At 45.4% G+C, this 26,367-nt stretch carries 27 protein-coding genes; 12 read left to right on the top strand and 15 right to left on the bottom strand.

Translation table 11 applies throughout. The features are described 5' to 3' along the window. Positions 1–40: 40 nt before the first annotated feature. The 3 genes from NWE73_RS00360 (at position 41) to NWE73_RS00370 (ending at position 3,958) form a co-directional block, all read left to right on the top strand. Positions 41–1,510, top strand: coding sequence for a DUF1254 domain-containing protein (locus NWE73_RS00360; RefSeq protein WP_277576280.1), 1,470 nt, complete (start codon positions 41–43; stop codon positions 1,508–1,510). Positions 1,511–1,543: 33 nt separating this feature from the next. Beyond that, positions 1,544–3,070 (top strand): phospholipase D family protein, encoded by a 1,527-nt coding sequence (locus NWE73_RS00365; RefSeq protein WP_277576281.1) that lies wholly within the window; start codon positions 1,544–1,546, stop codon positions 3,068–3,070. Between the two features lie 183 nt (positions 3,071–3,253). Further along, positions 3,254–3,958, top strand: a complete 705-nt coding sequence (locus tag NWE73_RS00370; protein WP_277576282.1) for a hypothetical protein — start codon at positions 3,254–3,256, stop codon at positions 3,956–3,958. A 50-nt stretch (positions 3,959–4,008) separates the two neighbouring features. Here the strand turns inward: NWE73_RS00370 and NWE73_RS00375 are convergent, their stop codons facing one another. Together NWE73_RS00375 and NWE73_RS00380 are read right to left on the bottom strand one after the other, a co-directional pair. Beyond that, positions 4,009–4,761 (bottom strand): OmpA family protein, encoded by a 753-nt coding sequence (locus NWE73_RS00375; protein WP_277576283.1) that lies wholly within the window; start codon positions 4,759–4,761, stop codon positions 4,009–4,011. Between the two features lie 7 nt (positions 4,762–4,768). After that, the gene (locus tag NWE73_RS00380) at positions 4,769–5,557 is read right to left on the bottom strand and encodes a flagellar motor protein (RefSeq protein ID WP_277576284.1); all 789 of its coding nucleotides are present in this window, start codon (positions 5,555–5,557) and stop codon (positions 4,769–4,771) included. Positions 5,558–5,604: 47 nt separating this feature from the next. Here NWE73_RS00380 and NWE73_RS00385 point away from each other — a divergent pair, with 47 nt between their 5' ends. The 5 genes from NWE73_RS00385 to NWE73_RS00405 all read left to right on the top strand — a co-directional run bounded on the left by NWE73_RS00385 (position 5,605) and on the right by NWE73_RS00405 (position 9,050). Further along, the gene (locus NWE73_RS00385; RefSeq protein ID WP_277576285.1) at positions 5,605–6,198 is read left to right on the top strand and encodes a phosphatase PAP2 family protein; all 594 of its coding nucleotides are present in this window, start codon (positions 5,605–5,607) and stop codon (positions 6,196–6,198) included. Then, a complete protein-coding gene (locus NWE73_RS00390) occupies positions 6,195–7,181 on the top strand; it encodes an NAD-dependent epimerase/dehydratase family protein (RefSeq protein ID WP_277576286.1) in 987 nt (328 codons plus the stop codon). Before NWE73_RS00385 ends, NWE73_RS00390 begins: the two co-directional genes overlap by 4 nt. Before the next feature lies 1 nt (position 7,182). Further along, on the top strand, positions 7,183–8,001 hold the full coding sequence (gene mtgA / locus NWE73_RS00395) for a monofunctional biosynthetic peptidoglycan transglycosylase (RefSeq protein ID WP_277576287.1): 819 nt from the start codon (positions 7,183–7,185) through the stop codon (positions 7,999–8,001). 63 nt (positions 8,002–8,064) lie between these two features. Next, positions 8,065–8,718 carry a protein-glutamine glutaminase family protein gene (locus NWE73_RS00400; RefSeq protein ID WP_277576288.1) on the top strand — a complete coding sequence of 218 codons (654 nt, stop codon included), beginning with the start codon at positions 8,065–8,067 and terminating at the stop codon, positions 8,716–8,718. Then, positions 8,718–9,050 (top strand): hypothetical protein, encoded by a 333-nt coding sequence (locus tag NWE73_RS00405; RefSeq protein WP_277576289.1) that lies wholly within the window; start codon positions 8,718–8,720, stop codon positions 9,048–9,050. Before NWE73_RS00400 ends, NWE73_RS00405 begins: the two co-directional genes overlap by 1 nt. On the opposite strand, the gene NWE73_RS00410 is transcribed toward NWE73_RS00405, so the two are convergent. From NWE73_RS00410 to lysC, 6 genes are all read right to left on the bottom strand, one after another. Beyond that, a complete protein-coding gene (locus NWE73_RS00410) occupies positions 9,051–9,839 on the bottom strand; it encodes an ABC transporter permease (protein ID WP_277576290.1) in 789 nt (262 codons plus the stop codon). It lies immediately after the preceding gene. Between the two features lies 1 nt (position 9,840). Beyond that, a complete protein-coding gene (locus NWE73_RS00415) occupies positions 9,841–10,767 on the bottom strand; it encodes an ABC transporter ATP-binding protein (protein ID WP_277576291.1) in 927 nt (308 codons plus the stop codon). Then, entirely contained in the window at positions 10,767–12,581 is a 1,815-nt protein-coding gene (gene typA, locus NWE73_RS00420; RefSeq protein ID WP_277576292.1) for a translational GTPase TypA, read from the bottom strand. Before typA ends, NWE73_RS00415 begins: the two co-directional genes overlap by 1 nt. Positions 12,582–12,692: 111 nt before the next feature. After that, positions 12,693–13,706, bottom strand: a complete 1,014-nt coding sequence (gene dusB, locus NWE73_RS00425) for a tRNA dihydrouridine synthase DusB (protein WP_277576293.1) — start codon at positions 13,704–13,706, stop codon at positions 12,693–12,695. A 154-nt stretch (positions 13,707–13,860) separates the two neighbouring features. Beyond that, complete coding sequence (locus tag NWE73_RS00430; protein WP_277576294.1) at positions 13,861–14,460, bottom strand: nitroreductase family protein; 600 nt, start codon at positions 14,458–14,460, stop codon at positions 13,861–13,863. Positions 14,461–14,470: 10 nt separating this feature from the next. Continuing rightward, on the bottom strand, positions 14,471–15,835 hold the full coding sequence (gene lysC / locus NWE73_RS00435) for a lysine-sensitive aspartokinase 3 (RefSeq protein ID WP_277576295.1): 1,365 nt from the start codon (positions 15,833–15,835) through the stop codon (positions 14,471–14,473). Positions 15,836–15,933: 98 nt separating this feature from the next. Here lysC and NWE73_RS00440 point away from each other — a divergent pair, with 98 nt between their 5' ends. Then, the gene (locus NWE73_RS00440) at positions 15,934–16,422 is read left to right on the top strand and encodes a hypothetical protein (RefSeq protein ID WP_277576296.1); all 489 of its coding nucleotides are present in this window, start codon (positions 15,934–15,936) and stop codon (positions 16,420–16,422) included. Between the two features lie 18 nt (positions 16,423–16,440). Here the strand turns inward: NWE73_RS00440 and mltG are convergent, their stop codons facing one another. From mltG to NWE73_RS00465, 5 genes are read right to left on the bottom strand one after another with little or no spacing between them, the layout of a single operon-like run. After that, the gene (gene mltG / locus NWE73_RS00445; RefSeq protein ID WP_277576297.1) at positions 16,441–17,529 is read right to left on the bottom strand and encodes an endolytic transglycosylase MltG; all 1,089 of its coding nucleotides are present in this window, start codon (positions 17,527–17,529) and stop codon (positions 16,441–16,443) included. Continuing rightward, a complete protein-coding gene (locus NWE73_RS00450; RefSeq protein WP_277576298.1) occupies positions 17,529–19,046 on the bottom strand; it encodes a succinylglutamate-semialdehyde dehydrogenase in 1,518 nt (505 codons plus the stop codon). Before NWE73_RS00450 ends, mltG begins: the two co-directional genes overlap by 1 nt. Before the next feature lie 5 nt (positions 19,047–19,051). Then, positions 19,052–20,092: an arginine N-succinyltransferase gene (locus tag NWE73_RS00455; RefSeq protein WP_277576299.1), complete on the bottom strand. Its 1,041-nt coding sequence runs from the start codon at positions 20,090–20,092 to the stop codon at positions 19,052–19,054. After that, a complete protein-coding gene (locus NWE73_RS00460; RefSeq protein ID WP_277576300.1) occupies positions 20,089–21,435 on the bottom strand; it encodes a M20 family metallopeptidase in 1,347 nt (448 codons plus the stop codon). The genes NWE73_RS00455 and NWE73_RS00460 overlap by 4 nt, the downstream gene beginning before the upstream one ends. Then, positions 21,436–22,812, bottom strand: a complete 1,377-nt coding sequence (locus NWE73_RS00465; RefSeq protein WP_277576301.1) for an aminotransferase class III-fold pyridoxal phosphate-dependent enzyme — start codon at positions 22,810–22,812, stop codon at positions 21,436–21,438. It lies immediately after the preceding gene. A 176-nt stretch (positions 22,813–22,988) separates the two neighbouring features. On the opposite strand from NWE73_RS00465, the gene NWE73_RS00470 reads away from it, so the two are divergent. Beyond that, the gene (locus tag NWE73_RS00470) at positions 22,989–23,774 is read left to right on the top strand and encodes a tetratricopeptide repeat protein (RefSeq protein WP_277576302.1); all 786 of its coding nucleotides are present in this window, start codon (positions 22,989–22,991) and stop codon (positions 23,772–23,774) included. Here the strand turns inward: NWE73_RS00470 and NWE73_RS00475 are convergent. Then, complete coding sequence (locus tag NWE73_RS00475; RefSeq protein WP_277576303.1) at positions 23,711–24,496, bottom strand: hypothetical protein; 786 nt, start codon at positions 24,494–24,496, stop codon at positions 23,711–23,713. The two genes, NWE73_RS00470 and NWE73_RS00475, sit on opposite strands and share 64 nt — an antisense overlap. Further along, complete coding sequence (locus NWE73_RS00480) at positions 24,456–24,794, bottom strand: hypothetical protein (protein ID WP_277576304.1); 339 nt, start codon at positions 24,792–24,794, stop codon at positions 24,456–24,458. Before NWE73_RS00480 ends, NWE73_RS00475 begins: the two co-directional genes overlap by 41 nt. 96 nt (positions 24,795–24,890) lie before the next feature. Here NWE73_RS00480 and NWE73_RS00485 point away from each other — a divergent pair, with 96 nt between their 5' ends. Both NWE73_RS00485 and NWE73_RS00490 read left to right on the top strand, forming a co-directional pair. Beyond that, a complete protein-coding gene (locus NWE73_RS00485) occupies positions 24,891–25,610 on the top strand; it encodes an outer membrane protein assembly factor BamD (RefSeq protein ID WP_277576305.1) in 720 nt (239 codons plus the stop codon). Next, entirely contained in the window at positions 25,610–26,335 is a 726-nt protein-coding gene (locus NWE73_RS00490) for a tetratricopeptide repeat protein (protein WP_277576306.1), read from the top strand. Before NWE73_RS00485 ends, NWE73_RS00490 begins: the two co-directional genes overlap by 1 nt. Positions 26,336–26,367: the final 32 nt, after the last annotated feature.

Below are 26,367 nucleotides of genomic sequence, written 5' to 3' on the forward strand. Positions count from 1 at the left end.
TTCCCAAAGGCATGTTGAATCTCTAGGATGGAGGTTGATTATGATGACGCGAATTCTATTAGCCGGGCTGATCAGTTTGATACTCATCGGTTTAAGCTCATGCAAAAGTCCCTCTGACAAAAATATTGATGTCAGCCAAAACCAAGTTCTTACGGGAACGAATGAAGCCCGACTGCTCGCAGAACAGATCTATGCCTATGGATATCCTCTTGTAATCATGGATGTTACCAAAGATATGATGACCCATTCGGCCTATCCCACCGACAATGCGGCACCTACAAATCAATTTGTTCATAAAAAGACTTTTCCCGATTATTCCTTCACTGATGTCGTTACACCCAATGCAGACACTCTCTATAGCTCTGCCTGGCTTGACCTCACAAAAGAGCCTATTGTCCTTAGTCTTCCCGATACTGGAAATCGTTACTATCTCATGCAAATGATGAGTGCGTGGACTGAAGTCTTTGCTAATCCTGGATCGCGCACGACAGGAAATCGCAAAATTGATTTTGTCATCACGGGTCCTCGCTGGACTGGAACCGTCCCTGCTGGAGCAAGACAGATCAAATCACCCACAAACGATGTCTGGATCATTGGTCGTACCCAAACCAACGGAACCAATGATTATGCAGTCGTTCAGGAACTACAGAAGAAATATAAACTCACTCCACTAAGTGCGTGGGGAACAAACTATAAACCGCCAAGCACTTCTGCAGTCAAAGCCGGCGTTAACTTAAGCCAGATTCCCGTCGATCAGGTGGAGTCTCTTTCCGGAGTGGATTTCTTTGTGAAAATGTCTGAATCCATGAAACGCAATCCACCTCTTGTCCAAGATGGCTTTATGATCGAAAAAATGAAACGCATCGGCCTCATCCCTGGTCAAAGTTTTGATCCCGCCAATTTGTCGCCTGACCAAAGAGCCTCTCTCAATGAGGGTGCACGTATTGCCCTTTCAAAAATTATAAATGCAGCAAAGAATCCTAAGGTCGAGAAAGTTGATGGCTGGGTCTACAACTTCAACACCGGTCGATATGGCACGAACTATCGCAATCGGGCCGCAATCGCCATGACTGCTCTGGGTGCAAATCTGCCGCAAGATGCGGTCTACCCAAGAACTCAAGTCGATACGCTGGGAAGAAAACTGAATGGCAAAAATAGATACATCATTCACTTTGCCAAACATCAACTTCCTCCTGTAAATGCCTTCTGGTCGATCACCATGTACAACAATAAAAATTTCTTTGAAAAGAATCCGATCGACAGATACGCACTCGGTGACCGCAGTAAATTGATCTATAATAGCGATGGCTCGTTGGATATCTACGTACAATATCAAGCACCAGACAAACGAAGACTTTCGAATTGGCTGCCATCCCCTCGAGGTGACTTCAATATGGTAGCGCGACTCTATTGGCCAAAGAGAGAAGTGCTCACCCGAAAATGGCATATGCCTGGAGTCCAACGTCTGGAGGAAATCAAACAACTTTCTCAAAACGGAAATCTTGATTGATGAAGATTTGAACCTGATTAAAGCGAGCACGTCATGAGCCGCTATCTAGTCCTTTCAATTTTGGCCACCTTGGTTGCATGTAAGAGTCTTCCCAAGAATATTACGCGCGAACCTTCGGTGGCCTTTGCTCCCGATCCCAATACGCAGTTTGGAAAGCTGCTTAACCCAAAACTTAAAGAACATCCGGGGCAGTCTGCGCTATACCCGCTTTCTTCCGGTCAAGATGCCTTGATAGCGCGAATTGGATCGGCCCAAGGAGCCGAGCATTCGCTGGACTTGCAATATTATATTTGGATGAACGATCTCACCGGAAATTTTCTTTTAAGCTATGTTCTTGCCGCCGCCGACCGTGGAGTCCGCGTGCGAATTTTGCTGGATGATTTGAATCAGGGAAAATACGAAAAAGGGTTAGCGGTTATCGCCTTGCATCCCAATGTTGAAATTCGCATGGTCAATCCTTTCGCACACCGAAGCTGGCGTTTTCTTGAGGCCTCAAGATTTTCCGAAGTGAACAAGCGCATGCATAACAAGGTTTTTATTGCTGATAACCAAGTAGCCATAGTGGGCGGAAGAAATATTGGGAATGAGTATTTCTGGGCGAGCGATGAAACGAACTTTGGTGACTTCGATCTATGGGTTGCCGGGCCCGTAGTTGCGGATCTCTCCTCTGAATTTGACAGTTATTGGAATAGCACCATCGCCTATCCGATCTCAGCTCTCGTGCCAGGCTTTCAACCACAACCGGAAGATCTATCTTTGCTCCGCGAAAAGGCCTCAGCGGCCATTCTTGAATTGCAGGGAACTGAATACGCCAAAGCCCTTCGTAATACGGAATTTTTGAAGAAATTTAACATGGGTAAAATCTCACTCTATTGGGGAATCGCCCATGCTGTCTTCGATCCGCCCGCGAAACTTGAGGGTCATGACAAACAGAATCTGCAGCATCAACTTCTACCGTTTCTTCAAGAAGCAACCACAGAGGTCATATTGGTTTCCCCCTATTTTATACCTGGTAAAAATGGGATTGAATTCTTTAAGCAACAACAAAATCGCGGTGTCAGATCCATTGTCTTAACAAACTCTCTCGCGTCGAGTGATGTCTCAAGCGTTTTCGGCGGATACAAGGGCTACAGAAAAGATCTTTTAAAAAGTGGGGTGGAACTTTATGAGCTGAAAGCTCGTCCCTCTAGTTCCATGAAAACAGCAAAGTCTCTGGGTTCAGGTTCTTCCCGTGCGGGACTTCATGGAAAAACTTTTGTCTTCGACAGGAAAACTCTTTTCGTAGGTTCCATGAATCTTGATCCTCGTTCTATTCACCTTAACAGTGAAATGGGGGTCATCGTCGACAGCCCGGAACTGCTTCGGGATTTCGTTGCTCAATTCCAGGAGATCTTGCGAGAGGACGCTTATAAGCTCAAGCTCTCCCCCCAAGAAGATCTTGTTTGGGAAAGCCTGGAAGATGGCAAAATCATTGAGTATTTCCAGGAGCCAGAAACCGGCTGGTGGAAGCGGTTTAAAACCGGCTTCATCTCCATCTTCGTCCCGGAATCTCAACTCTAACTGTCTCATCTTGAGACATAGTTACAGGATACCTTTTAACCCAGTGCCCAGAAGTGTCGCTACTAAATGGTCTTAGACATCTGTGAAGTCTTAAAATCAAATAAATGAACTTTCAGGTAGCACCGCTTTTGCTCTCTAATCCTGTGAAACAATATTTACTTTTTTGACTAAGGAGAGAGAGTCATGAAAAAAGCATTTGTAATCGGTATGGTCGCTTTGGCAACAACGGTGTCTTTTTCAACGGCCCACGCTGCTGGCGTAACGGGCGCCAAATCAGTTAAAGAGTCATTGGTTGATTATACAAAACAAATCAAAGAGGCCGCTTTCGGTAAAGGCGGAACAGCAAAAGGCTTGAGTGCACAACAAGCACAAATCGCCCGCGATAAGATGATTAATGAACTCAATCTTCCTGCAGGTAAGAACAATGCTTTGGCAATGTCTTTGACATCTGACTCTGCAAAATCATCACAACGCCTTGAAAACTTGGCGACAGTGATTGCAGCTAAAAAGATGGCTGTTGAAATTTCAAAACAAGATGCCGTTGAAGGAAAATCTATCGATGAAGCAGCCACAGCTTCTGCAAAATTGCTGGCTAACGCTTCATTGACTGGCGCTCGTAAAAGCGCAAAGGAATTGGATGCTGCAGAGTTGGCAGATACTTCAGCTGCTTTGACCAAACTTGAAGGACTTCCTGAGGGAATCCTCACTCGTTTCTCAAAGGCAGAGCGCGATTCTTATACTAAGATCATCGAAAAACATGATCAGCTTGTAGAGACTGGCGCCAAATCAACTTCAGAAGAGGCCTTTGTTCAGGCGATCATGGATGTGAAAAAAGTGGACAAGGCAAAAGCTCTTGAGATCGTGCGCAAACTTAAAGAATGCGTTTAGTAACTTGCTAGATATTTTTTCTTAAGAAACGCCGGGCATCCCCCGGCGTTTTACATTTCGGCTTTCTTCTCGTCTGTGACAATCAGAATTTCAATTCGACGATTCATGGCTTTGTGTTCCTCACTGTCATTAGGAACTACAGGTTTTTGATCCCCATAGGAAATCGAGACAAAGCGCTTCGGATCCAGGTTGTGATATTTCACGAAATAGCGAACGACTGAAGAGGCCCTGCCGCCAGCCAACTCCCAGTTGCTTGGAAATTGTGAATCTTCAATAGGGCTGTCATCGGTATGCCCTTCAATGATGACTCTTTTATTATTTGATTTCAAAACCTCAGCCACTTTATCCAAAGATGGCAAAGCTGACAGCTTCAATTTCGCCGATCCTGCCTGAAAGAACGTTGAAGCGGTCAAGGCAACGCGAACTCCGACGGCATCATGATAGATGTCTTGAATGGCGCTTTTCTTTTGCTCCCCGGTCATGGACTTATCCAGAGATCTTTCCACATAGTCCTGCACTTCGCGATTCCCACCTTTTTGTGGAAAACCTCCGATAGGCATAACTAGTTCGGCGATAATGTTGTCAATAGCACTTCCATCCTGATCACTGCCGCCCTTTCCCACTAAGTGGAAATTCAGCTTGATCGAGTTTTCGAAGTCCTTCTGCTTTTCCTCGTTCGCACTTGAGGTCGCGTACATCACCACAAAAAAAGCAAAAAGCAGCGTGATGAAATCCGCATAGGATACCAACCATCTCTCATGGTTTTCATGCTCTTCATGTCGGTGCTGCTTACGACCTGCCATCTATTGACTACTTTTGATCACTGTGAAGGAAGGCGAAAAGCTTCTGTTCAACGACGAGAGGATTTGTTCCCTTGCCGATCAAAAGCCCGCCTTCTAATACCATTTGCTTCTCACGAGACAACGCATGAACTTTTCGTTTTAGTTTATTACCCAATGGAAGAAATAAAAGATTTGCAGAACCCACACCATAGACGGTTGCAACAAAGGCCACCGCAATACCGCCACCTAATTTACTTGTATCAGTCAGATTGCCCATCACGTGAATCAACCCCAAGACCGCCCCGATAATTCCTATCGTTGGAGCAAATCCGCCGGCATCGGCCCAAATCTTTGCACCCGCAAGCAATTCATCCTCTTCAGTTTGAATTTGCGTCTCAAAAATATCGCGAACCGTCTCTGCCTCAACGCCATCTATGACACAGCGAAGGACATTCTTCAGAAGCGGATCTTGAACCCGGTTTAAATGAGGCTCTAAAGCCAACAACGATTCTTTTTTTGCAAGGCGTGAACACTCAACAATTTCCTGCACGCGGCCCTTTGCTTGGCTCACTTCAGTATTGAATGCAGATTTTGCTAGATTCAGTCCGGTCTTCAAATCTTTTTCAGAACTTGAAACCATCACAGCGCCGATTGTTCCGGCAAGAACGATTATAAATGCAGTGAGCTGCATAAGTGAGCCCATGTGGCCACCTTCAAGAAGGTTTCCCGCAATAATCCCACCAAAACCCACTATGAGGCCTGTCCATGTTGCTTTGTCCATGTACAAAATGATGCCACAGGAGGTGAGTGATGACACTTGGCCTCTCTGAAGACCTAGACTTTCTGCGGGCGAAAAACTGAGGTATGATTTCGCACATGCTCGAATTTATAGTGAACCTCGATAAACGTCTTTTTGTACTGATCAATTCTCAGTGGACCTCTTCTTGGGCAGACCACTTTTTTCCAAACATCACAGACCTTCACAAAACACTTCCCTTCAAGTTGACGGTCGTTCCCCTGTTAATTGGTCTCTTCATTTGGACTCGCGGACTGAAAAAAGGTCTGACTATTTTGCTATTTTGCGTGATGGCCGTTTTAATTTCTGACGGTATTGGCAACTATGCCTTTAAGAAAACAGTGCAACGACCAAGACCTGCAGAAACCCAAGATCTTACAGTTCAAGTCCGTGCACCTTTCGGCGGATACAGTTTTGTTTCAAATCATGCGACAAATATGTTCAGTGTCGCGACATTCCTCTCTATTATCTATCCGTTGGCGGCAATTCCACTTTATTTCATTGCTTCCTTGGTTGGTTATAGCCGTATTTACAATGGTGTTCATTTCCCGCTAGATGTCATCTGTGGTGGTCTATTGGGTGCGATGGTTGGATTTATGTTTGCGAAGCTCTGTCAAAGAGCTATGGGACGTATTGATACAAATGGAGCAACGACAACATGAAGGTTCTGGTAACAGGTGCAAACGGATTTCTGGGTAGCTGGGTGACTCGTGCTCTGGTCGATGAAGGCCATGAAGTGTTTGCTTTGGTCAGACCGAATGCCGATGTTTCCGAACTCCATGGCGTCAATTGTAAGTTCGTTCATGGTGACGTGACCGACATCCTGTCCCTTCTCGAAGCTTTCAAAGGAATCGATACTGTTTTTCATTTGGCGGGCGTTATTGCCTACAAGAAATCAGAACGTGCAAAAATGGAAAAAGTGAACGTGCACGGGACCGCGAATGTCATCGAAGTTTGCCGTGAATGTAAAGTTCGCCGAATGGTCTATCTGTCTTCAGTCGTCGCGATTGGCAGCAGTCGCAGCGACGATCAGGTTCTGAACGAAGGCTCAGACTTCAATGTCCATGATTTGGATCTGGGCTACTTTGAGACAAAACACAAAGCTGAAGAACTTGTCAAAAAAGCCTGTGATCGCGGCGAGCTGGATGCGGTGATTTTAAATCCCTCAACAGTCTATGGCCCCGGCGATGCCAAAAAAGGCAGCCGCAAAATGCAGGTCAAAGTGGCGCAAGGTCGATTTAAATTTTACACCTCTGGCGGCGTGAATGTTGTCGCTGTTGAGGATGTCGTACAAGGAATCCTGAGCGCATGGAAGAAAGGCAAGAAGGGGGAACGCTATATTCTTGCCGGGGAAAACATTCGCATCAAAGATCTCTTCACGATGATTGCCAACGAAGCTGGCGTAACACCTCCTCCTCACCACTTGCCCGATCAAGTGATCCATGTTGTCGGTGCCGTCGGTGACTGTTTGGAAAGAATCGGCATGAAAGGTCCTTTGAGCCGGGAAAACGCCTGGACCGCAACGATGTATCATTGGTTCGATTCCAGCAAAGCCCAACAAGAACTCGATTTCAAACCTCGTCCCGCGCGTGAAGCGATTCACAACAGCGTTCAGTGGATGAAAGAACACGGGCTTCTTTCTTAATATGAAGTGGTTTGGCGTTTTTTTCTTTGCGATTGCTGCGATGATGTTGGCTGCTGCCTTGTTCTTATGGAACTGGCTCCCCACTCAAACGGAAATCAAAGGCTGCATGATCACAACAATGTATCACGTCACGCTTTGCCCTGGATCTAAAGACTATGTTCCATTGAAACAAATCTCGCCGTATCTGCAAAAAACTATCCTCCTGACTGAAGATTCGAATTTCTATAACCATCATGGCTTTGAATGGGATGCGATTGAGAAAAACTTCCGCGAGGGCTGGGAAAAAGGCGTTTACAAACGCGGCGGTTCGACGATCACTCAACAGCTCGCCAAAAATTTATTCCTAAATAAAGATAAAACTTTCTTACGAAAAGGTCTTGAAGCGATCATCACCGACCGTATTGAAAAAACTCTGACGAAAAAGGAAATCCTGGAACGATATCTGAATGTTGTCGAGTTTGGTAAGGACATTTACGGAGTTAAAAAAGCGGCGGCATATTACTTCAAGAAAACTCCCGCAGAACTTGATGTCGTGGAAAGTGCATTTCTCGCCATGGTTCTTCCTAATCCCGAAAAGTATTCCCGCTCTTATTTTAAGAAAGAGCTCACTCCTTTCGCTCGCAAAAGACTCAATCGCATCGTCAGCGATATGTTCCAATACAGTCGCATTAGCCAGACCGAGTACGACATCGCGACCGTAAAAATTCAAAATTTCTTAAGTCCGGCACCTCCCCCTGAAGAGCCTGGAGCCGTCGAGGATTCCATGACTTTACAAGACTTGGAAAAAATTGATCAAGAGGACCAGGAAAACGAAGAGTAGTTGTAACTTAGCTAGACCAAGGGCCATTCAGACAGTCGTTAGAAATTCCGATCTTCATTTAACATGATTTTAAGAATTCTACTTCTAGCTCTGATCGTACTTGCGGCGTCCATGCCGATTCCGGATGCATTTGACGAGTCCCATAATGTCGACGTCACTGTTATTACCCAACAACGTGCCGATGAGCTGTTCGCAGAATTCAAATCGCACACAGAAATTCCCTTCGGCTTCCCCATTGACGGCTGTTATGCCCGGGCCACAGCCATGGCTCGCATCGCCGAGGCCGAGAAGATCGAAATGGGTAAAGTCTGGGCAACAGGAATTTTAAGAGTCAAAAGTAAAGATCCCACTTTTCCGGAAATTGAATGGGGCTATCATGTCGCCCCTGTTCTTTATGTCAAAGCACCCACTGGGGAAGCCAAGTTGATGGTCTTCGATCCTTCACTTTTCGATAAGCCTGTGACCGTCGATGAATGGACCGACAAAATGAAAGCGGAGGGCATTCCCAAAGCCCAAGTCAAAAAGGTCTACTATGGTGCGCGCTTCCAATATGGTCCCTTAAAAAGTGAAGACAAGAAATACAATTGGCATACCGAGGACCTCAAAGATGCCAAAGAAGTCATGGAACAATACAGTGGTTATTTAAAAATTATAAATATGCGCCGACTGGGATCTGGAAAAGCGACTAACTCGCAAACTCAAAAAGGAGTGAACTAATGAAACATCTGATTGTATTGCTCTTTATCCTCTTGGGAGTGCAGACTATAGCCATGAGTGCTGAAGCAAAAACTTTTACTGGTTTTAAAAGAATTCCTACGTCCATCGTCAACGAACTCAACGGGCCGGTCAGAGAGTTTATTGAAACCGACAGCCAATTCAAAATTCTTATAGGCAAGCACGCGGCTTTCTATAATTTCCCCAAAGATCAAAATGCTGTCGAGCTAAAGCAACTTCTCGAAGAAAGCACCAAGTCTAAGAAGACCTTGAAATTCAAAGTCGACGCCGTAACTCGCCAGATTATCAGCATTGAAACTGGCGATTCTCTGTAATTATTTAAGAAGTTTTTTACGAATGCGTACGAAAGCCACATTCATGCAGATCCAGGTGGCTAGTAGCAATATCAAGACGTGAACGGAAATCCATAGCGGATTCCCATTATGCAGAATCCCCCGCACCGCCGCCACCCCGTGCGTCAGCGGAAACAAGTAGGCAACATAGCGCAGGCCCAGTGGTAATTGATCAAGCGGGAAATAAGTTCCGCTGAGCAAACTCATAGGGACAATCAATCCCGATGTTGAATAGATAAATGAATCATAGTTTCTGGCAATCGAAGTGAAGATCATTCCGATGCATGAGAACAAACTTGAAAGTAAAAATAGAACAGGCAATGCCAACAAGATCTTATAAGAATCAATAAGACCAAAGAAAATCGCAACAATCGTCACGCCCATCACCCCGAAGAATCCCTTTGAGGCGGCCCACAACAATTCTCCACCCACAATTTCCTCAGGTCCCACACGAGTCAGCATAATCGTCGCGTAAGTTCTTTGATGAGTCAGCTTCGTGTAGTTCCCATAAGTTCCTTCAAAGAAAGCGACAAGCATCGCCGTCGTACAAAGCAACGCCGGAAAGAAAAATTCGATATAAGACATGCCGCCCATGTTATTAACGAAGGCCCCAAGGCCGAAGCCAATTGCACCTAAATAAATAACCGGCTCAAGAACAATCCAGAATAAAGAAACCAACCATGTTTTTTTGAAGTACAAAAAATTGCGCTGCCAAACCTTAAGGGCACCATCATTGACTTGAGGAATAGAGAAAAGCTCTTTGATTTTCATGCTATTCATCCCTCAATTGGTGGCCTGCCAATTTTAGAAACACATCATTCAAAGTGGGTTTACGGATAAAGATCTTATCACTTGCAATCAGGTCCACAACTTTGCGACCTTCTTGATGTTCTTTTACCAAAACCGAAACTGTATCTTTGATAACCTGATAGGCATAGCCTTCAGATCGCAAACGCCCAAGGTAGTAGTTCAAATCCACAGGATTTGTATCGAATTCAACCACTTCCTTGCCGATCAATTCGCGGATCAAATCTTTCGGCTTACCGATCGTCAAGATCTTGCCGTTATCCATGATCGCAACACGATCACACATTTGCTCCGCTTCTTCCATGTAGTGAGTCGTCAGAACCAAAGTGCTTTTTTCAGATTTAAGATGCTTGAAGAAATCCCAGATCCAGATTCGCGCTTGCGGATCTAAACCCGTCGTCGGCTCATCCAGGAAAATAACTTCCGGAGAATTAATCAATCCCCGGGCTATCGCCAAACGGCGTTTCATACCGCCACTCAATGTCTCCACTGAACGATCTTGGTATTCTTCCAGCTTCATCAGACGCAACAATGCCTGAGCTCTGAGATCAGCCTCAGCAGCAGGAATATTATGATAACTTGCATAAACGAGAAGATTTTCGAGGACTGTAAAGTCGGGATCGAGGCCGTCCTCTTGAGGGACGACGCCGATTCTAGATTTGATTTCGCGGAAATTCTTTTTAACATTCAAGCCGAGAACATAAAGTTCCCCGCTTGATACGAGGGCCGAGCAATACATCATCTTCATCGTTGTTGTTTTGCCAGCCCCGTTAGGACCAAGAAGTCCGAAACATTCGCCTTTGTAGATTTCCAGATTTATTCCGTCGACAGCAATTTTGTCTTCGTACTTCTTTGTTAAATCTTTAATCTCAATGGCGACGTTTGTACTCATTATTCCTTCGCTGCTCTTGCACGTGCATTCGGGCTGAGCTCGCGGCAACGAAGACGGATGTTCTTCGGAGTCACTTCGATCAGCTCTGATTCTTTGATCCATTCCATCGCTTTTTCCAATGTCATAGGACGAACTGGAACTAGACGGATAGCTTCATCAGAACCTGAGGCACGTACGTTAGTCAATTTCTTCTCGCGGCAGATGTTTACTTCAAGATCATTGTCCTTAGCATGCTCACCAACGATCATGCCTTCGTAAACGTCTTGTCCATGCACAACGTACATGATGCCACGCTCTTGAAGATTCCAAATAGCAAATGCAGTTGCTTGGCCTTTGCGGTCAGAAATCATGGCACCATTCATACGGTGTTCGATTTCGCCTTTGTACGGTTCCCAGCCATTGAATTGTGTATTCAAAAGACCTGTACCACGAGTGTCAGTCAAGAACTCTGAACGGTAACCGATCAAACCACGTGAAGGGATCAAGAACTCAAGACGAGTACGTCCAGAACCTTTTTGTACCATGTTTTGCATGACACCTTTACGTTTACCAAGTTTCTCAGTAACCGCACCAACGAAAGAATCTTCGATGTCGATAACTGCGATTTCCATTGGTTCCATTTTCTTGCCGCCTTCTTCTTTGAAGATAACTGACGGTTTAGAAACTAGAAGTTCGAAGTTTTCACGACGCATTTGTTCGATCAATACGCCCAATTGCAACTCACCACGGCCAACAACTTTGAACGCATCTGTGTTCTCAGTTTTTTCTACGCGGATCGCAACGTTATAAAGCAATTCTCTTTCAAGACGCTCTAGGATTTTACGAGAAGTAACGTTCTTACCTTCCATACCTGCGAATGGACCGTTATTCACTGAGAATACCATTCCCACTGTCGGTTCATCGACACGGATACGAGGAAGAGGGCGTGGATCAGTTGCAGATGTGATAGTGTCACCGATAGTGAAATCTTCCATACCCGCGATAACCACGATATCACCGGCGCCAACTTCTTGAGCTGGAACTTGTGAGTTCACTTTATACTGGTACAAAGCTGATACTTTTACTTTTTTCTGAGTGTGCTCTTGCACGCAAAGAACTTCGTCACCCACTTTGATTTTACCAGCTCTCATACGACCGATAGCCAAACGGCCTACGTAGTCATTGTATGAGATGTTAGAAACCATAACTTGAAGTGGAGCTTCTTCATCAATTTTTGGTGGTGGAACCAAGTTTACGATAGCATCGTAAAGAACTTCCAACGTACCTGTGTTAACTGCAGGATCCAAAGTTGCCATACCTTCACGCGCGATAGCGTAAACAGTGTGGAAATCACATTGTTCTTCAGTCGCCTCAAGGTCGATGAACAAATCGAAAAGTTCATTGTGAACTTCTTGAATACGAGCATCTGAACGGTCGATTTTGTTGATACAAACGATAACTTTTAAATTTTGCTCAAGAGCTTTTTTCAATACGAAACGTGTTTGCGGAAGTGGACCTTCAGAAGCATCGCAAAGAAGGATACAACCATCAACCATGTTCAAGATACGTTCAACTTCACCACCGAAGTCACTATGTCCCGGTGTATCTACGATGTTAACTTTGATATCTTTGTAAATGAACGAAGCATTCTTCGCTGCGATAGTGATACCACGTTCTCTTTCAAGATCCATAGAGTCCATCAAACGATCATCAACGTGCTCATTGTCACGGAATGTACCAGCTTGCTTAATCAAATGGTCCACCAAGGTAGTCTTACCATGGTCGACGTGGGCGATAATCGCGATATTTCTAATCTTCTTTGGATCTTGAATCATATTTAACCCTTCTTAAATTCAATTCGCTTAAACTAACATTTTCTAAAATCAAAATTACTTGGCGTCGCTAGCGCTATTTTTTGCGCCAGTGGAGCCCTTCAGACCCGGTTGCTAGCCGTGTCCGCCCATCAAAAACTCTTCAGAGCTAGTATCTGCCTGCTCTACAGAACCGATGCCGGAGAAAAACTCATCCGCCAGGGTCATGATCTCTTCGTTGCTTTTGGATTGGAAAAGATTCTTTCTGAATTGTGCCGCACCAGAATACCCTGTTGAGAACCAAGCTGCAAACTTTCTGAGCTGGATACCAGTGATGTGTTCATCACAATGCGCAACGATCTCATGTTTCAGACTATTGAACAGACTTACGTAGTCTCTGCTCACATCTTTAACCGGCTCCCCTCGCCATAAGGAGAGGGCATCCATAAAGATAAATGGATTTTTTAGACATCCGCGACCAATCATCACCCCGTCACAGCCCGACTGTTCAAGTCTTAAAATGGCTTGTTTTGGTGTGAGAATGTCTCCGTTTCCAATAATGGGAAGCTTCGCCTTGGATTTAACCTCTGCGATAAAATCCCAATCCGCAAATCCTGAATAAGCTTGATTGCGGGTGCGACCATGAATGGCCACCCATGAAATGCCTTCGTTATAAGCGATATTGCAGATTTCCGAGGCATTTCTAGAGTTTGAATCCCAGCCCGTGCGAATTTTAATTGTCACTGGAATGTTCACGGCGCCTTTAACCGCGGCGAGAACTTTCTGCAACTGAACCGGGTCTTTCAACATCGCTGAACCCGCGCCCTTTTTAACGACCTTGGGTACCGGGCAACCGAAATTCAAATCGACAAAATCACAGCCGTCAGCTTCAGCAACTTTTGCCGCTCTTGCCAAAATCTCGGGCTCTTCACCAAAAAGTTGGATGCCGATGGGTCTTTGCGACTCATCGAAACTCATAAGCTTCAACGTTCTTTCAGATTTGTATTCAATACCGCTCGCGCTCACGAGTTCTGTGACAACGACACTGGCATCAAGTTTTTTCATGAAAGTGCGGAAGGCGTGATCCGTAATCCCTGCCATAGGGGCAAGAACAAAGGGATTAGTCTTTAGTGCTTCAACTGGATTCATAAGGGATGCGGTATATCAAACTACATTACCAGAAGGTAGGGAAAAGGTGCTTTTGTTCGCTCATTTCGAAATAAAACCAGCTACTTACTGAACCTTGACGCTTCCGAGTACCTTTTACACATCAAAACGCCCTCAAAAGAGCTCTCGAACCCAACTATTCCAGCCAGGTTACACGGCTTTCTGTTTGGCGAGGAGCCTTCGGTGGGTTGTGGTCAGGGTAGCCAATGACCATTCCACACAGAAGTTCGAGTTGGCCACTTTGATATTCTGGCAATTTATCAACACCCAAGAAGCGATCCACCTCTTCCTTGATTTCCAGCGGAGCCCCCATCGTGCAGCTGCCGAGACCCTCAACAAGACAGGCCAAATTCATGTTTTCGACGGCCATATAAACTGAACCGATGCTGGTGTAGTGGCGTTCGTTCACATCGTTGAGCGAATAGGCAAAGATCAACACGGGCGCTTCGCCCAGCGTGAAGAAAAATCTCTCCGTAAAATCGTACAGGGAGGGCTTCAATTTTTTTGCCAGAATATCCTTAAGGCTGAGCCAGGACTTTTGCGAGTGCTGCAAATACTCATCACGCTTTTTACCGGTGACGACGAAGAATCGCCAATTTTGCAGATTCTTCCCAGAAGGTGCGTGCATTCCGGCATTCAGAATTCTTTCAATCACCTCACGTGGAACCGGATCCGTTTTGAATTTACGAATGGATTTTCGTGACTCCAGCAATTGATAGAATTCTTCTTTTTGCATCTTTAAACCTCTAAGCTTCCACAAACTTTTTATGCAGGCGCTGAATCGTCTCTGTGCTTTGATCTTCACTGACCAGGAAGCAGAAGTTGTGCTTACTGGCCCCTAAACAAATCATACGCACATTGATATCTGCAATGGTCTCGAAGATTTGCTTTCCAAGGCCCGGCGTGTGGTTGATGTTGTTGCCAATCAAAGAGATCAAAGTCAGATTTTCTTCGACCTGCACATCTGCAATTTCAGACAGATCGGCAATCAATCTCTTGTTCAACAAAGTAGAATCATCCAAGGTCACACTGACTGAAATTTCTGAAGTCGTGATCGCATCGATACTGACTTTATGATCATTGAAGATTTTAAAAATCTGAAACAAGAAGCCGTGCGCATGAAGCATTTCCGGGGTCGAAAGCGTGACCAGAATCTGCTTCTTACGCATCGCCATCGCGCGAATCAACGGATAATCCGTCACTTCCTTGCGGACCCAAGTTCCTCGCGCTTCAGCATCAAAACTTGAACCCACAAATACGGGGATGTTCTTGCGAATAGCAGGAAGCAAGGTTGCTGGATGCAAAACTTTTGCTCCGAAGGTTGCAAGCTCTGACGCTTCTTTAAAGGAGATTTCATCGATAGGCTTAGCTTTCGGACAAATGCGCGGATCCGTTGTCGCGATCCCCGCAACGTCAGTCCAGATTTCCAAAACGTCAGCGGAAACACCCTCTGCCAATATTGCCGCAGAATAGTCACTTCCACCGCGCCCCAAGGTCGTGGTCATCCCTTCTTCGGTGCGACCAATATAGCCTTGAGTAACGACTACAGTTTTGAAATCACGCAAATACCCCAGATGTTTATTGCTGAGAGCCTCAATATCTTTAGTAATCGGTTTCGCTTTCCCGAAGGCATCATCCGTACGAAGAACATCGCGGGCATCGACCAGCTTCGCCGACTTCGCATCTTTGTGTTTACGAAGAACTTGAGCCATAGCCTCTGTGCAAAGAACCGAAGACATCCGTTCACCCAAACTCATCAAGGCATCCATAGCCTTGACTGAACAATCTTTCAAAAGATGAATCCCCTTTGCCAAGGAAGCCATTTCTTCAAATAAAGTTTCCAGTGCCTGAAGCAAATCCGTCGGAAGGTTTAAATCGGAAGCAATCTTGACGTGGCGAGCGTGAATCTTTGAGATGATTTTCTCAGCCTCTGACCAGGACTGAGATTCAGCTGTTTTTCCCAAAGCGATCAAATCATTGGTTGTTCCAGAGGTGGCTGAGACCACGACCATGCTGGATCCCTGGCGATAAGCGACTTCCGCACTACGAAGCATGCACTCAGCATCCCCCATGGACGTTCCACCAAATTTAGACACAATCAGCTTTGCCATTTGGACTCCTTCATCTTTCTCCAGCAAAGCCGGAGTGCACACAGATCTTATCTGTTCTTTTGTTTCTACTTCAATGACTTTTGTGGCAGAATTTCAGTATGACTTCGAAGACCGAAAATGCCTTTAATAAAAAAGAACTCATCCTCATGATCGCACTTGCTGTCCTGGCAATGGCTTTAACAACTGTTGCCGTGATCCCGTCATTGCGTACGAAAGTAAAAGAGGCTTTTTCAGTTGAGGATCGAGAGATATTAGCAAAAGTTTCTGGTAAAATTGGCGCCCAGGGGCCTAGAGTTACTGTTCTAAAAATCAAAGGGCATAATTCCCTGAGTCTTGAGGTTTACGATCTGGATGCCCAAGAAGGAACAGCCCTGTTGGCAAAGATTCCATTGGCTGAATCTCGCGATGGATATTTTTCTCTGCAAGGGAATGCTACGAATTTGGCTTTGACGGATGTGGATTCTGACGGACAGATGGAAATTGTAGCTCCGACCTATGACGATCAGATGGTCCCACGGTTGAATATATTCAAGTACAATGCTGCGACAAAAAGTTTCGACCGAGTCAGCGCCCCCGAAGGGCACTGATCCCTGATTCAGATGCTCCTACTTTTTAGGAGCGACAGGCTGAGTTTCTTTCTTCTTAAGCTCTTTCCAAGAATGACCTTCACGAGCCTTTGCATTGAGCTGAAAGCTCTGTACGGCCTTTTGATGAGCTTTGTAATCTTCTGAGAAAATATGTGTTCCGTCGTTTTTACTGACGAAGAACAAGTAGTTTGTGGACGCTGGCTTAATCGCAGCCAGTAAAGCCTCACGACCAGGGTTGGCGATCGGTGTTGGCGGCAAACCGTCGATTACATAGGTATTGTAGCGGGTCGGCGTTAATAGGTCCGCGCGAGTGATATTAATCACGATCTTTCCAAGTTTTTCGGCCTTCCCATAAATGATGGTCGGATCCGTTTGCAGCTTCATTTTTTTGTTCAGACGATTATGAAAGATTGAAGAAATCAATGGACGCTCCTCGGGAGCTCCCGTTTCCTTTTCAATGATACTCGCCAAAGTCACAATCTCGCGGCGACTCATCCCCTTAATTTCAGATTGAGGAATGATTTCGTTGTACACGTATAAAAATCTTTTCACCATGTTGGTAATCAATGTTTTTGTGTCCGTGTACTTCGTAAGCATGTAGGTCTCTGGGAACAGGTAGCCTTCTAAACTTTCCTCCGGCTCACCCAAAAGACTTTGGATCAGTTTCGGATCGCGGACCAATGCCAGGAAATCTGCGGCCGTTCCGAACTTCTCTTTTTCATAAAGATCAGCAATTTCATAAATGCTCAATCCTTCCGAGACAGTGAAACTTCTGGCAATGCTCTTACCTGACATTAAGGTCTGCAAGATATCTTCTGGCAGCATATTGGTGCGCAAAAGATATTCCCCGACCTTCACCTTCGAGCGCTCACCCTTGAATCGAGCCCACAAAGAGAACAGCGTCGCATTTCTAACGAGACCCTTGTTTTCAAGATCTTTGGCGATGGTATTAAAAGCCTTTCCAGGCTCTACTTCATAAACAACATCCTGCGCGACTTCGCTTGGGCGGGTGTGTGTGAAATCATAGACAAAATAGCCTACCCCCGCACCCACTGCTGTCAATAAAGCCACTACTGCGATAATTAAAACAAGGATCGTCTTCTTCATTATTTCATGTCCAGGTTCATGCCAGGCAAAGCTTTAGTTGGATCGAAAGCCGTTGGGTCTTCCAGGCTTGCCACCGGCACCGTACAGTATTGAACTGCAAAATGCGCGGACGGTCTGTCATTTCCAGATTTCCCCATGCCTCCGAATGGCAAACGAGAACTTGCGCCATTCGTTGTGCGATTCCAATTCAAGATCCCCACGCGGGCTTTGAACTGAGCCTGCTCATAAAGCTCTTTGTTTTTTGTAAAGAGAGCCATCGCCAATCCATAACCCGTCGAGTTCACGATATTCATCGTTTCGTCGAAATCATCGCTGCGATAGATAGCTACATTAGGTCCGAAGATTTCGCTTTTTTGATATACACTGTTTGGGTCGAATTTTTTCACCAAATGGATTGAAGGCGTGACGTAATAGCCCTTGTGCTTCAGATCCAAAGATTTACCGCGCATCACGCTTTCACAATTTTCACGATTCGCGATCTCTTGATAGCGAATGTATTTTTCCACCGCCGCTGCATTGATCAAAGTACCCATGAAGGTATTTTCAGACCAGTGACCAATCGAAAGTTTTTTAGCCGCTTGATAGAATCTCTCTGTGAATTCATCCGCCAATTTTGGATGAACGATAATACGGCTAGTTCCAGAGCATCGCTGACCTGACGTCATATAGGCTCCGACCAGACTCTCATAAACCGCCTTATCCATATCAGCATCATCCCAAACGATGGTTGCATTCTTACCGCCCATTTCGAGAGCAAGAATCTTCCAATAATGAGTGAGCGTCTCTTGTTTGATTTTCAAACCCACTTCGTAAGAACCTGTGAATAGAATTCCATCCACATATTCATGCGCGACCAAAAGCCCGCCAGCAGCGCCATCCCCTTGCACTAAGTTGAAGACACCCGGTGGGAATTTTGCTTTTTCAAAGAGTTCAGCCATGAACTGACCCACCGCTGGAGTTTGCTCAGATGGCTTAAAGACCACGGTGTTACCGGCGATCAAAGCAGGAATAATATGACCGTTTGGCAAATGTGCCGGGAAGTTGAATGGACCCACAACCGCCATCACACCACGGGAACGGTGACGAATCACCCCATCCACTTGAGGAAGAGCGTTCACAACGCGTTCTTCAGCGATGAGCTTAATGGAGTGATTCAACGTAATGTCGATTTTTGCACCCAACGCTTTTGCTTCCGTCATCCCATCCCACAGAGGCTTCCCTGTATCACGGCAGATGAGCTGAGCCATTTGGTCTACATGGGAATCGTACATTTCTTTTAGGCGCATCAAATAGGATTTGCGCTCGTCCATGGAAAGCATCGCCCATGATGGATAAGCTTTTTTAGCAGCAGCACAAGCTTGATTGATATGATCATGTTTGAAAGGAACAGCCATTACGACATCATTAAGATCCGCGGGGCTGATGTCTTTGAACTCGCCGTCACCTTTGACGACAGGAACAAATTGACCGTTGATAAAATCACCTTTGTAACTCACTGGAAAAATGGTGGTGTTCATAACTCTTACTTTCCTCTGTTGTAGTGAAAGGGTGCTAAATAAACTTCATCGCCAACTTCGAGACCCAAGATCGTGCGGGCCTTCGGTGCAACGGCAACCTGATTGCCTTCCGCACTGGTGCGCAAATCAACGGAACACAGGGAGGCCATGAACTCTTCGCCCGTGGTTGCCACCAGCATCTGATCTTTATAAGAAGCATCCGGAAATTCAGTGACTTTGGCACGTTTGCCGTACTTTACCGGCAGGATTTCATGCAAGCGGGCTCCATAGTGAGGCCCACCATCAAAAGGATCCACTTCATCTAAATAGTGGAAGCCGATGCTTTCCAACAAATGCTGAGCAGGCTTAGTTGCCTCCCCGACACGGCCCAAAACCAAACGCGCTTTGGAATCAAGAAGAGCCAAATAGATGTCTTCTTGAGGGAACAGGCTTTCAATAAATTCTTTGTGCGATTGACTGAGTAAATCTGCTTCCTGATAAGGAAGACCTGTGAACCTTCTTCCCAATGCTTCCCAGAATTCGCTGCGACCTTCCTCAGTCAATGGCGGAGTCAGCTCACACAAAACGCGTTCTTCAAAACGGTCCGGATGAAGAGCCATGTAAAGAAAACGACTGAGGCTAATCTGTTTGCCTAATTTTTCGGGACGTCTGCGGTAAGATTTATCGACAAGAAGTCCTCCGATTTCTGTTGGGCCGTCAAAGTCCAGCTGAAAGCGCAATACTTGATGAATAAAACCAATTCCTAAATCCGAAGAAAAATGATCGCGCTTCAAGACTTTGAAGGCACTATGAGGAACGTCATCATTACCATGTTTGGCGATGACTAAAGAACTTCCGACAATCAGCTTTTCTTCCAAATCTTCAACAACAAACAGATATTCTGCTTTATCTTTTTCCAACTTACCTGCGAACGATTGTTCGCTGCGGTCGATTTTTTCACTCAGAACTTTTCTATCACCCGGTAGATTTAGCAAATTAAACTGTTTTGCCAAGTCTACAAGCTGATTCAAATCGTCGTGACGGACCGATCGAATTATAAAACTCATAAACAAAACCTTTCGATAATCTTCTTATAAAACTCAATGGCCTTTTCTAAATCAGCAATGGCCACATGCTCTTTCGGTGTATGCACATTATCTTCCCTTTTTCCGGGACCAAAGCACACACACTCAATTCCCACCCGCGAAAAAATACTCGCTTCATTGGTGGAGGGCTGAGTGATCGGTCTGTCACTCATGCCAAGGGCGCGAAGTTCGTCCAAACAGCCTTTCACCAGCATCGAATTCATCTCTGTGCGGTACGGCTTTTTGTAATCATTCACACGGAAGATAGCGCCATTTCTTTCGCAAACCACACGAAGATCATCCATCCACTTTTCATAAACTTCGTGGGTGATGATCGGCGGTATGCGGCAGCTGCCCGAAATTTGAATGTCATCTTCGTTTGTACGAATGAGGCCGATATTCAGAGTGGGAGTGCTGGGGTGGAAATCATTATCTTTGTAGTTAAGGAAATCCAATTCCATAGCTTTAATAGCACGGAAGATATTCGCAATTTTTTTTGCGATCGGCTCCTTCACAGCTGAATCAATATCGATTTCCAAAAAGGCGTTGCTCGGAACGGTATTGAAATTCACACCGCCATCGATCTCCATGACGTTCACCGAATCCGGAAGCATCATCAGATATTCAAGCATTTTGGAAATCGCACTCTCGCCCAAATGCGGGGTCGACGAATGCGAAGCTTTTCCGCGGAACAACTTCGACTGGGTTGAAGTACTTTCGCGAAGATTATGTTCTTGGCGATACTGTACCTCTTCATCCGAGAAAGGAATGCGAATTTCAACACTCGCAAAACCCTTTGCCGCATTGATCAACTGCAAATCACTCGGTTCACCGATCAAAGCCATCTTGGCGGCGATCTTATTTTTTCGAATCAGTTTTAAGGCACCCTGCATTCCGGTTTCTTCACCGAAAGTGCCCACCAGAACAGGATGCAGTTTCCAGACACGATCTTTGCCAAAAGAAGCCAAAGCCCACAGCTTACAAAGGAAATCCAACTTCACATCGGCGGCGCCCAGACCATAGATCCTTCCATCAATGATATGTGCATCAAAGGGATTGCTCCCCGTCTGAGTCCACAAAGAAAAAGGACCCGGTTCAACTGTGTCGAGGTGATTCTGCAACAAGAATTCTGCAATAGGCCGCTCGTTCGTAGGACGGGCGATCACATTAACCTGCTCTAGGTCGCCAACAATTTCCTCTTGCTCTTCGACGTACAAACCCTGTTGACGACAGAAGGCCGCCGCCCACTTTGCAAGCTCGCGATTGCCATGAGTGGGCGTGCTATCGATAGAAATTAGCTGACGACAAGCTTCGACGAAATTCAATTAAGCCCCTTCAAGAAGAGTTTTTTCGATCGCTTTCAAAGCCACGTCGATATCTTCGTCTTGGATAATAGCTGGAATCAAGAAACGCGCACGAACAGGATCCTTACCACATGGGAATGCGATCACGCCGTTTGCAAAAAGCTTATTCAAGAATGAGTTCGCGCTTTCCTTTTTGCCATCGTGTGGGGTGAAAGCCACCATCAAGCCCATACCACCCGCATCGGAAGCGATCCCTTTGCAAGTCGTTTCATTCAATTTATTCAAGCCGCTGATAAAGCGTTTATGAATCTGTTGAATACGGCCATTTGGTCCCAGGAAGCCTTCTGAAAGCATGTCGAGCATTTCCATACCCGCAGATAATGAAGGCGTAGATCCCGAGAAAGTTCCCGCAATCAAACCTGGCTTTGGATTGTATTCCTCAGTGTAAAGCGTTGCCCCGATTTGCGCGGTTTTTGCGATGGTGCAAATGTCGATGTATTTGCCCAAATCCAATGTTTCAAACGCAAAGTATTCGCCGGTACGAGTGAAGGTCTGCACCTCGTCGGCCCAAACTGCGATATTTTTAGATTTACAATACTCAAGAAGGGGCACAAAGAACTCACGTGGAGCCGCCTGATAACCACCTTCACCCAGCATCGGTTCAAATCCAAACACGGCGATATTGCCTTCGTGCTTCGCAACGTGCTCTTTTAACGCTGCCAATGCTTTTTCGCCAGATTGAGGATCACGCTTATCATAGAAAGGAATGCGCAGCACTTCATGATATTCCGGCAGTCCTTGTTTGTAAGCTGGGTTATCAGTCACTTCCGCCATCATTGTCGAACGACCGGCAAAAGCATCTTTGAAACTTAGAACGTATCTGGCTGGTGAATTTTTTTGACGAGCCAATTTCAGCGCATTTTCATTGGCCATCGTTCCGCAAGTCGCAATCCACGCGTACTTCAAACGGCTGTTGCGAGAAGCAATCTTCACCATTTTTTCTGTGAACAGACGATATTCATTATTTGGCTGAAGATTTCCTTGCGTCAAAATATCAGACAATGAACCACGCACCGCCGCTGCGATCACGCGAGGATTTGCGTGACCCATCAAGTGAATGCCAATGCCATTGATAAGATCCAACTTAACGCTGCCATCTTCTAGCTCCACGTAGGGTCCACGACCAGCACCCGTTCCCATGTATGGGTAATGAAGAGGACGACCACGATTTAAACCAATTGCTTCGATTTTTTGTTTTGCTGCCTCTTTGCAATCATCTTGAGGTGCGCGAATGCCAGGAAGCTGAGAATTTAGCTTTGTCACTTCACCCACAAGCTCTTGAATCAAAGAATTAATTTTTTCAGATTGTTTAATTTGGTGGCCAACAAGAGAGCTCATAATACCTTTCGTGAGGTCTGTGAATTGATCCAGACCTTACCTGCGTTCCAGCTTCGCCGGAGCGGTTGTTATTTGAAATGCCCGTCCAGTTTACTCTCGGGCCAGGACTAAGACAAGACATCTGAAAGACAAGTGTGTAGACATCCAGAGACTTTTATTTATAAACTTAAAATCCTATGACGAAGCGACTCATCGTGTTCTTTTTTACTCTGATTTTGCCCTCTTTACTGTGGGCCCAAAATGCAACTTTCGCCGAATACTTTAAGCAAGGGACTCAATTTTATAGCGCGAAGGAATACGAAAAGGCGCGTGACGCATTTGCCAAAGCCGTGGAGACAGATCCACACAACGCAACAGCTCTTACAAACTTGGCTTTAGCCCAGTTTCAGCTCGGAAAAAAGCCTCTTGCTATTGGCCTTCTGCGCAAAGCTTTGGCTTCCGATCCAGAACTTACCACGGCGCGAGCTGGACTAAAGTATGCCCAATCACAAATGGAAATCAAAGACGTTCCCCATCAAATAGAGACTTACGAAAGTGTAAGATCTAAGCTGTTGGCACCTGTTCCTTTGCTGGCTTATCTCATTCTTACCGCACTTTTACTTTTTGCTGCGGGATGGGTTCTTCTTTCTTATTTGGGTCGTCGTCGCACCGCTTTGCATGAAGAAAAATCGCCCCCACCAACACCGGTGATCGGTCTTCTTTTTTCTTTAGGATTCATAGTTTCCTTAACTTTGCTCTGTCTGAAAATCTACGACAGCAGCATTCTGCGTGCGACCGTTATCGAAGAAAAAGTTTCACTGCAAACTGCGCCAGGAGAAAACCAAGCTGCAATCTTGGATCTATATGGTGGAATGGAAGTTGTCGTCAAAACCCTTGATAAAGACTGGGCACAAGTCACTTACCCCGGCTCATTAACTGGTTGGATTAAGTCTTCGTCGGTCATCATCACATCTGGGCAGTAGTACAAAGACGCCAGGGCAAACATCGAAAATGTGAACGAGGAAAGGTCCTTCATCATGACCACAAATCCTCCGTGCAAAACCAAAACAAAAAACCACGCCCACTCTTTTTTTCTGATAAATAAGAGTGGAATCAGAAGCTCCAACGCGATCACCGCGTAAGAAACCATTGTTGAAAATCCTGAATTCAAAAGAGGACTCCACAGGAATTTTTGCAAACCTGTGGTTGTCTCCATTTGGCGAAGGGCAATGATGTGGAGGGTCTCACCAGTCACAAATTGATCAAATATTTTTGAGAGTGCTCCGAAAGTATAAACCAATACGATTTGCCACTTTAAAAATTTTCGCGCCGGAATATTTTTTCCCAGATCAGTCAAAGCCACAATCCACAGAACTATCCACAGTAGAATTTTCTGATTTTGCATCATTTGAGAAAGACTTAAGCTCATTGCTATTGCGGCAAAGAATGCGCCTTTTCTTTTTTCATTGGTGAACAGCAACACTCCCCCCGTCAATGCCAGCGCCCACTCCAAGAGCAAACCTGTCGTACCATACAGCGGAAAATATCCCGGATGGCGGTACGGAAAAATTGCACCGGCATGAATGCCCCAACGCCCCAGCAGAACATCATCTAGAAGTCGCAGCAAAACTGCCGCCCCTAAGAACATATAGAATAATCGCAAACTATTTTTTTCGAGGTATGCAGTCACTTGCTTGAAGCTCATAACTTTCCCTTTCGACTTGCAAAATCCAATGTGGAATCTCTTGATGCTTTTTGCATATAAAAGTCGCCACCGATTGGGCGGTGGAAGCGCTAAAATCATAGTAAGTTTCCGGCAAGTAGCCCCGAAGTGGAACCTCATGGCCGCGGTCATCCTTGAGGCTGACTGACTCGACCCAGTCCACATGGGAAAACATTTTCCAGCCCGGAAGAGGCGGAATCATGAGGGCCAAAGCTAAATAAAGAATTTCCACAGCCAGTAAAATGGTAAAAAAAGGCTGTTTTAGCGAAATTCGCAGCATTTTTCCTCCTTCTTTGGCAGCATTGATGTCCCTTTATTGACAGTAGGTCCTAGACCAAAATATGATTCAAGTCCTATGCTAAAAACGCTCCGAGTCATGACACTTATTTGCGCAAGCAGCTTGTTCATCACAGGCTGCTCTTCTGTGGAGAGAAACTCCAATACGCCGGAAGGTGCTTTTGCTATTGCCGAGGAATTCGACAAGGGCGAGCGCTTCGAAGAGGCGATTCGTCGTTATACAGAAGTAAAAAATAAATTCCCTTATAGCAACTTTGCGACCAAAGCAGAACTTGCGATTGCGGATGTTTACTACAAGCAAGAGTCCTACGCGGAATCGCAAGTAGCCTATCAGATGTTTAAGGATCTTCATCCGACAGCACCGCAAGCGGATTATGTTCAATTCCGTTTGGGTATGAGCTACTACAATCAGTTGCCGGCAACAATCGATCGTGACTTATCTCTGGCGAATGACACAATCCTCAATCTTACTGATTTGATTAAAAAATATCCAAACTCACAGTACGTGGCAGAGGCTAAAGAAAAACGCACTGCGACTGTAAAAATGCTGGGTGAAAAAGAAGAATACATCGCAGATTTCTACTTTAAACGTGAGATCTATGACAGTGCTTTGGGTCGCTATGAAGGTCTTTACAAAAACTTCGGCGGATTGGGCTTTGAAAAGAAAGCTTTATCTCGCATCGTGATCAGCGCGAAGAAGATCGACGACACTCCGAAAGCAGAAAAATATATGAAAATTCTTGCCGCGGATTTCCCAGGCAGCTCTGAATTCAAAGCCGCTGAAAAGGTGATGAAATAATGATGAATTCAATCACTGACGACATGCTTTCCGAGGCCCGTGGAAATTTCATCAATGGCAATTACAAGATGGCAGAGCCCATTTTGAATCAGATGCTATTGCAGAACACACGCAATCCTGAAGTTTATCAGATGCTGGCCACAATCTTTTACGATAAAGGCCAATTCAGCAAAGCGATCAAAACTTTCCGCAGAGCTCTTGAGATTGATCCCACTTACACGGACGCCAGCGTAGGGCTTTCTATTATCCTCAATGATTTGGGTAAGTATGATGAAGGCAAACAGGTCTTCCTGGATGCTCAAGCTCAATTGGATAAAAAATCAGGCAAACAAGACCCCTTCGTGGACGAGAAGCTTGCTTCTAAACACGAAGAACTGGCTGACCTTTACTACCAGTACAAGCGCTACAATGAAGCTTTGGAACAATTGTTAAAAGCACAGAAGCTTTCGGGCAGAAAAGCCGAGATCACTTTGCGTGTTTCCGAAGTAAATGTGCAATTAGGCCATACTGAACGTGCTATCAAAGATCTTAAGGCTTTGATTCGCGAGTACCCACACTTAATTCCAGCTCGCCTAAAGCTTGGGGCTATCTACTACAACTCAAACAACATTGCTGAAGCCACAGAACAATGGGAGAATATTCTCATTCGGGATCCACAACATCCCGAGGCGCTTCGTTATCTTAAGATGGCACAAGCAGCAGGCATTACATCGATTGATTTGTAGAGACAGACTTGTAGAACAGAAGAGGCACAACA

This window comes from Bdellovibrio svalbardensis (assembly GCF_029531655.1).
In the GTDB taxonomy this organism is placed as follows: Bacteria; Bdellovibrionota; Bdellovibrionia; order Bdellovibrionales; family Bdellovibrionaceae; genus Bdellovibrio; species Bdellovibrio svalbardensis.

Bases quoted from the DNA above. Each gene is read 5' to 3' on its own strand.
- NWE73_RS00475 (WP_277576303.1), bottom strand. From the start codon at position 24,496: ATGAGCTTCAAGCAAGTGACTGCATACCTCGAAAAAAATAGTTTGCGA.
- dusB (WP_277576293.1), bottom strand. From the start codon at position 13,706: ATGAATCCAGTTGAAGCACTAAAGACTAATCCCTTTGTTCTTGCCCCT.
- NWE73_RS00400 (WP_277576288.1), top strand. From the start codon at position 8,065: ATGATTTTAAGAATTCTACTTCTAGCTCTGATCGTACTTGCGGCGTCC.
- NWE73_RS00405 (WP_277576289.1), top strand. From the start codon at position 8,718: ATGAAACATCTGATTGTATTGCTCTTTATCCTCTTGGGAGTGCAGACT.
- NWE73_RS00490 (WP_277576306.1), top strand. From the start codon at position 25,610: ATGATGAATTCAATCACTGACGACATGCTTTCCGAGGCCCGTGGAAAT.
- NWE73_RS00440 (WP_277576296.1), top strand. From the start codon at position 15,934: ATGACTTCGAAGACCGAAAATGCCTTTAATAAAAAAGAACTCATCCTC.
- NWE73_RS00370 (WP_277576282.1), top strand. From the start codon at position 3,254: ATGAAAAAAGCATTTGTAATCGGTATGGTCGCTTTGGCAACAACGGTG.
- NWE73_RS00470 (WP_277576302.1), top strand. From the start codon at position 22,989: ATGACGAAGCGACTCATCGTGTTCTTTTTTACTCTGATTTTGCCCTCT.
- NWE73_RS00480 (WP_277576304.1), bottom strand. From the start codon at position 24,794: ATGCTGCGAATTTCGCTAAAACAGCCTTTTTTTACCATTTTACTGGCT.
- NWE73_RS00450 (WP_277576298.1), bottom strand. From the start codon at position 19,046: ATGAACACCACCATTTTTCCAGTGAGTTACAAAGGTGATTTTATCAAC.
- NWE73_RS00415 (WP_277576291.1), bottom strand. From the start codon at position 10,767: ATGAGTACAAACGTCGCCATTGAGATTAAAGATTTAACAAAGAAGTAC.
- NWE73_RS00430 (WP_277576294.1), bottom strand. From the start codon at position 14,460: ATGCAAAAAGAAGAATTCTATCAATTGCTGGAGTCACGAAAATCCATT.
- NWE73_RS00360 (WP_277576280.1), top strand. From the start codon at position 41: ATGATGACGCGAATTCTATTAGCCGGGCTGATCAGTTTGATACTCATC.
- lysC (WP_277576295.1), bottom strand. From the start codon at position 15,835: ATGGCAAAGCTGATTGTGTCTAAATTTGGTGGAACGTCCATGGGGGAT.
- NWE73_RS00375 (WP_277576283.1), bottom strand. From the start codon at position 4,761: ATGGCAGGTCGTAAGCAGCACCGACATGAAGAGCATGAAAACCATGAG.
- NWE73_RS00410 (WP_277576290.1), bottom strand. From the start codon at position 9,839: ATGAAAATCAAAGAGCTTTTCTCTATTCCTCAAGTCAATGATGGTGCC.
- mltG (WP_277576297.1), bottom strand. From the start codon at position 17,529: ATGAAGAAGACGATCCTTGTTTTAATTATCGCAGTAGTGGCTTTATTG.
- typA (WP_277576292.1), bottom strand. From the start codon at position 12,581: ATGATTCAAGATCCAAAGAAGATTAGAAATATCGCGATTATCGCCCAC.
- NWE73_RS00365 (WP_277576281.1), top strand. From the start codon at position 1,544: ATGAGCCGCTATCTAGTCCTTTCAATTTTGGCCACCTTGGTTGCATGT.
- mtgA (WP_277576287.1), top strand. From the start codon at position 7,183: ATGAAGTGGTTTGGCGTTTTTTTCTTTGCGATTGCTGCGATGATGTTG.
- NWE73_RS00465 (WP_277576301.1), bottom strand. From the start codon at position 22,812: ATGAGCTCTCTTGTTGGCCACCAAATTAAACAATCTGAAAAAATTAAT.
- NWE73_RS00385 (WP_277576285.1), top strand. From the start codon at position 5,605: ATGATTTCGCACATGCTCGAATTTATAGTGAACCTCGATAAACGTCTT.
- NWE73_RS00390 (WP_277576286.1), top strand. From the start codon at position 6,195: ATGAAGGTTCTGGTAACAGGTGCAAACGGATTTCTGGGTAGCTGGGTG.
- NWE73_RS00485 (WP_277576305.1), top strand. From the start codon at position 24,891: ATGACACTTATTTGCGCAAGCAGCTTGTTCATCACAGGCTGCTCTTCT.
- NWE73_RS00455 (WP_277576299.1), bottom strand. From the start codon at position 20,092: ATGAGTTTTATAATTCGATCGGTCCGTCACGACGATTTGAATCAGCTT.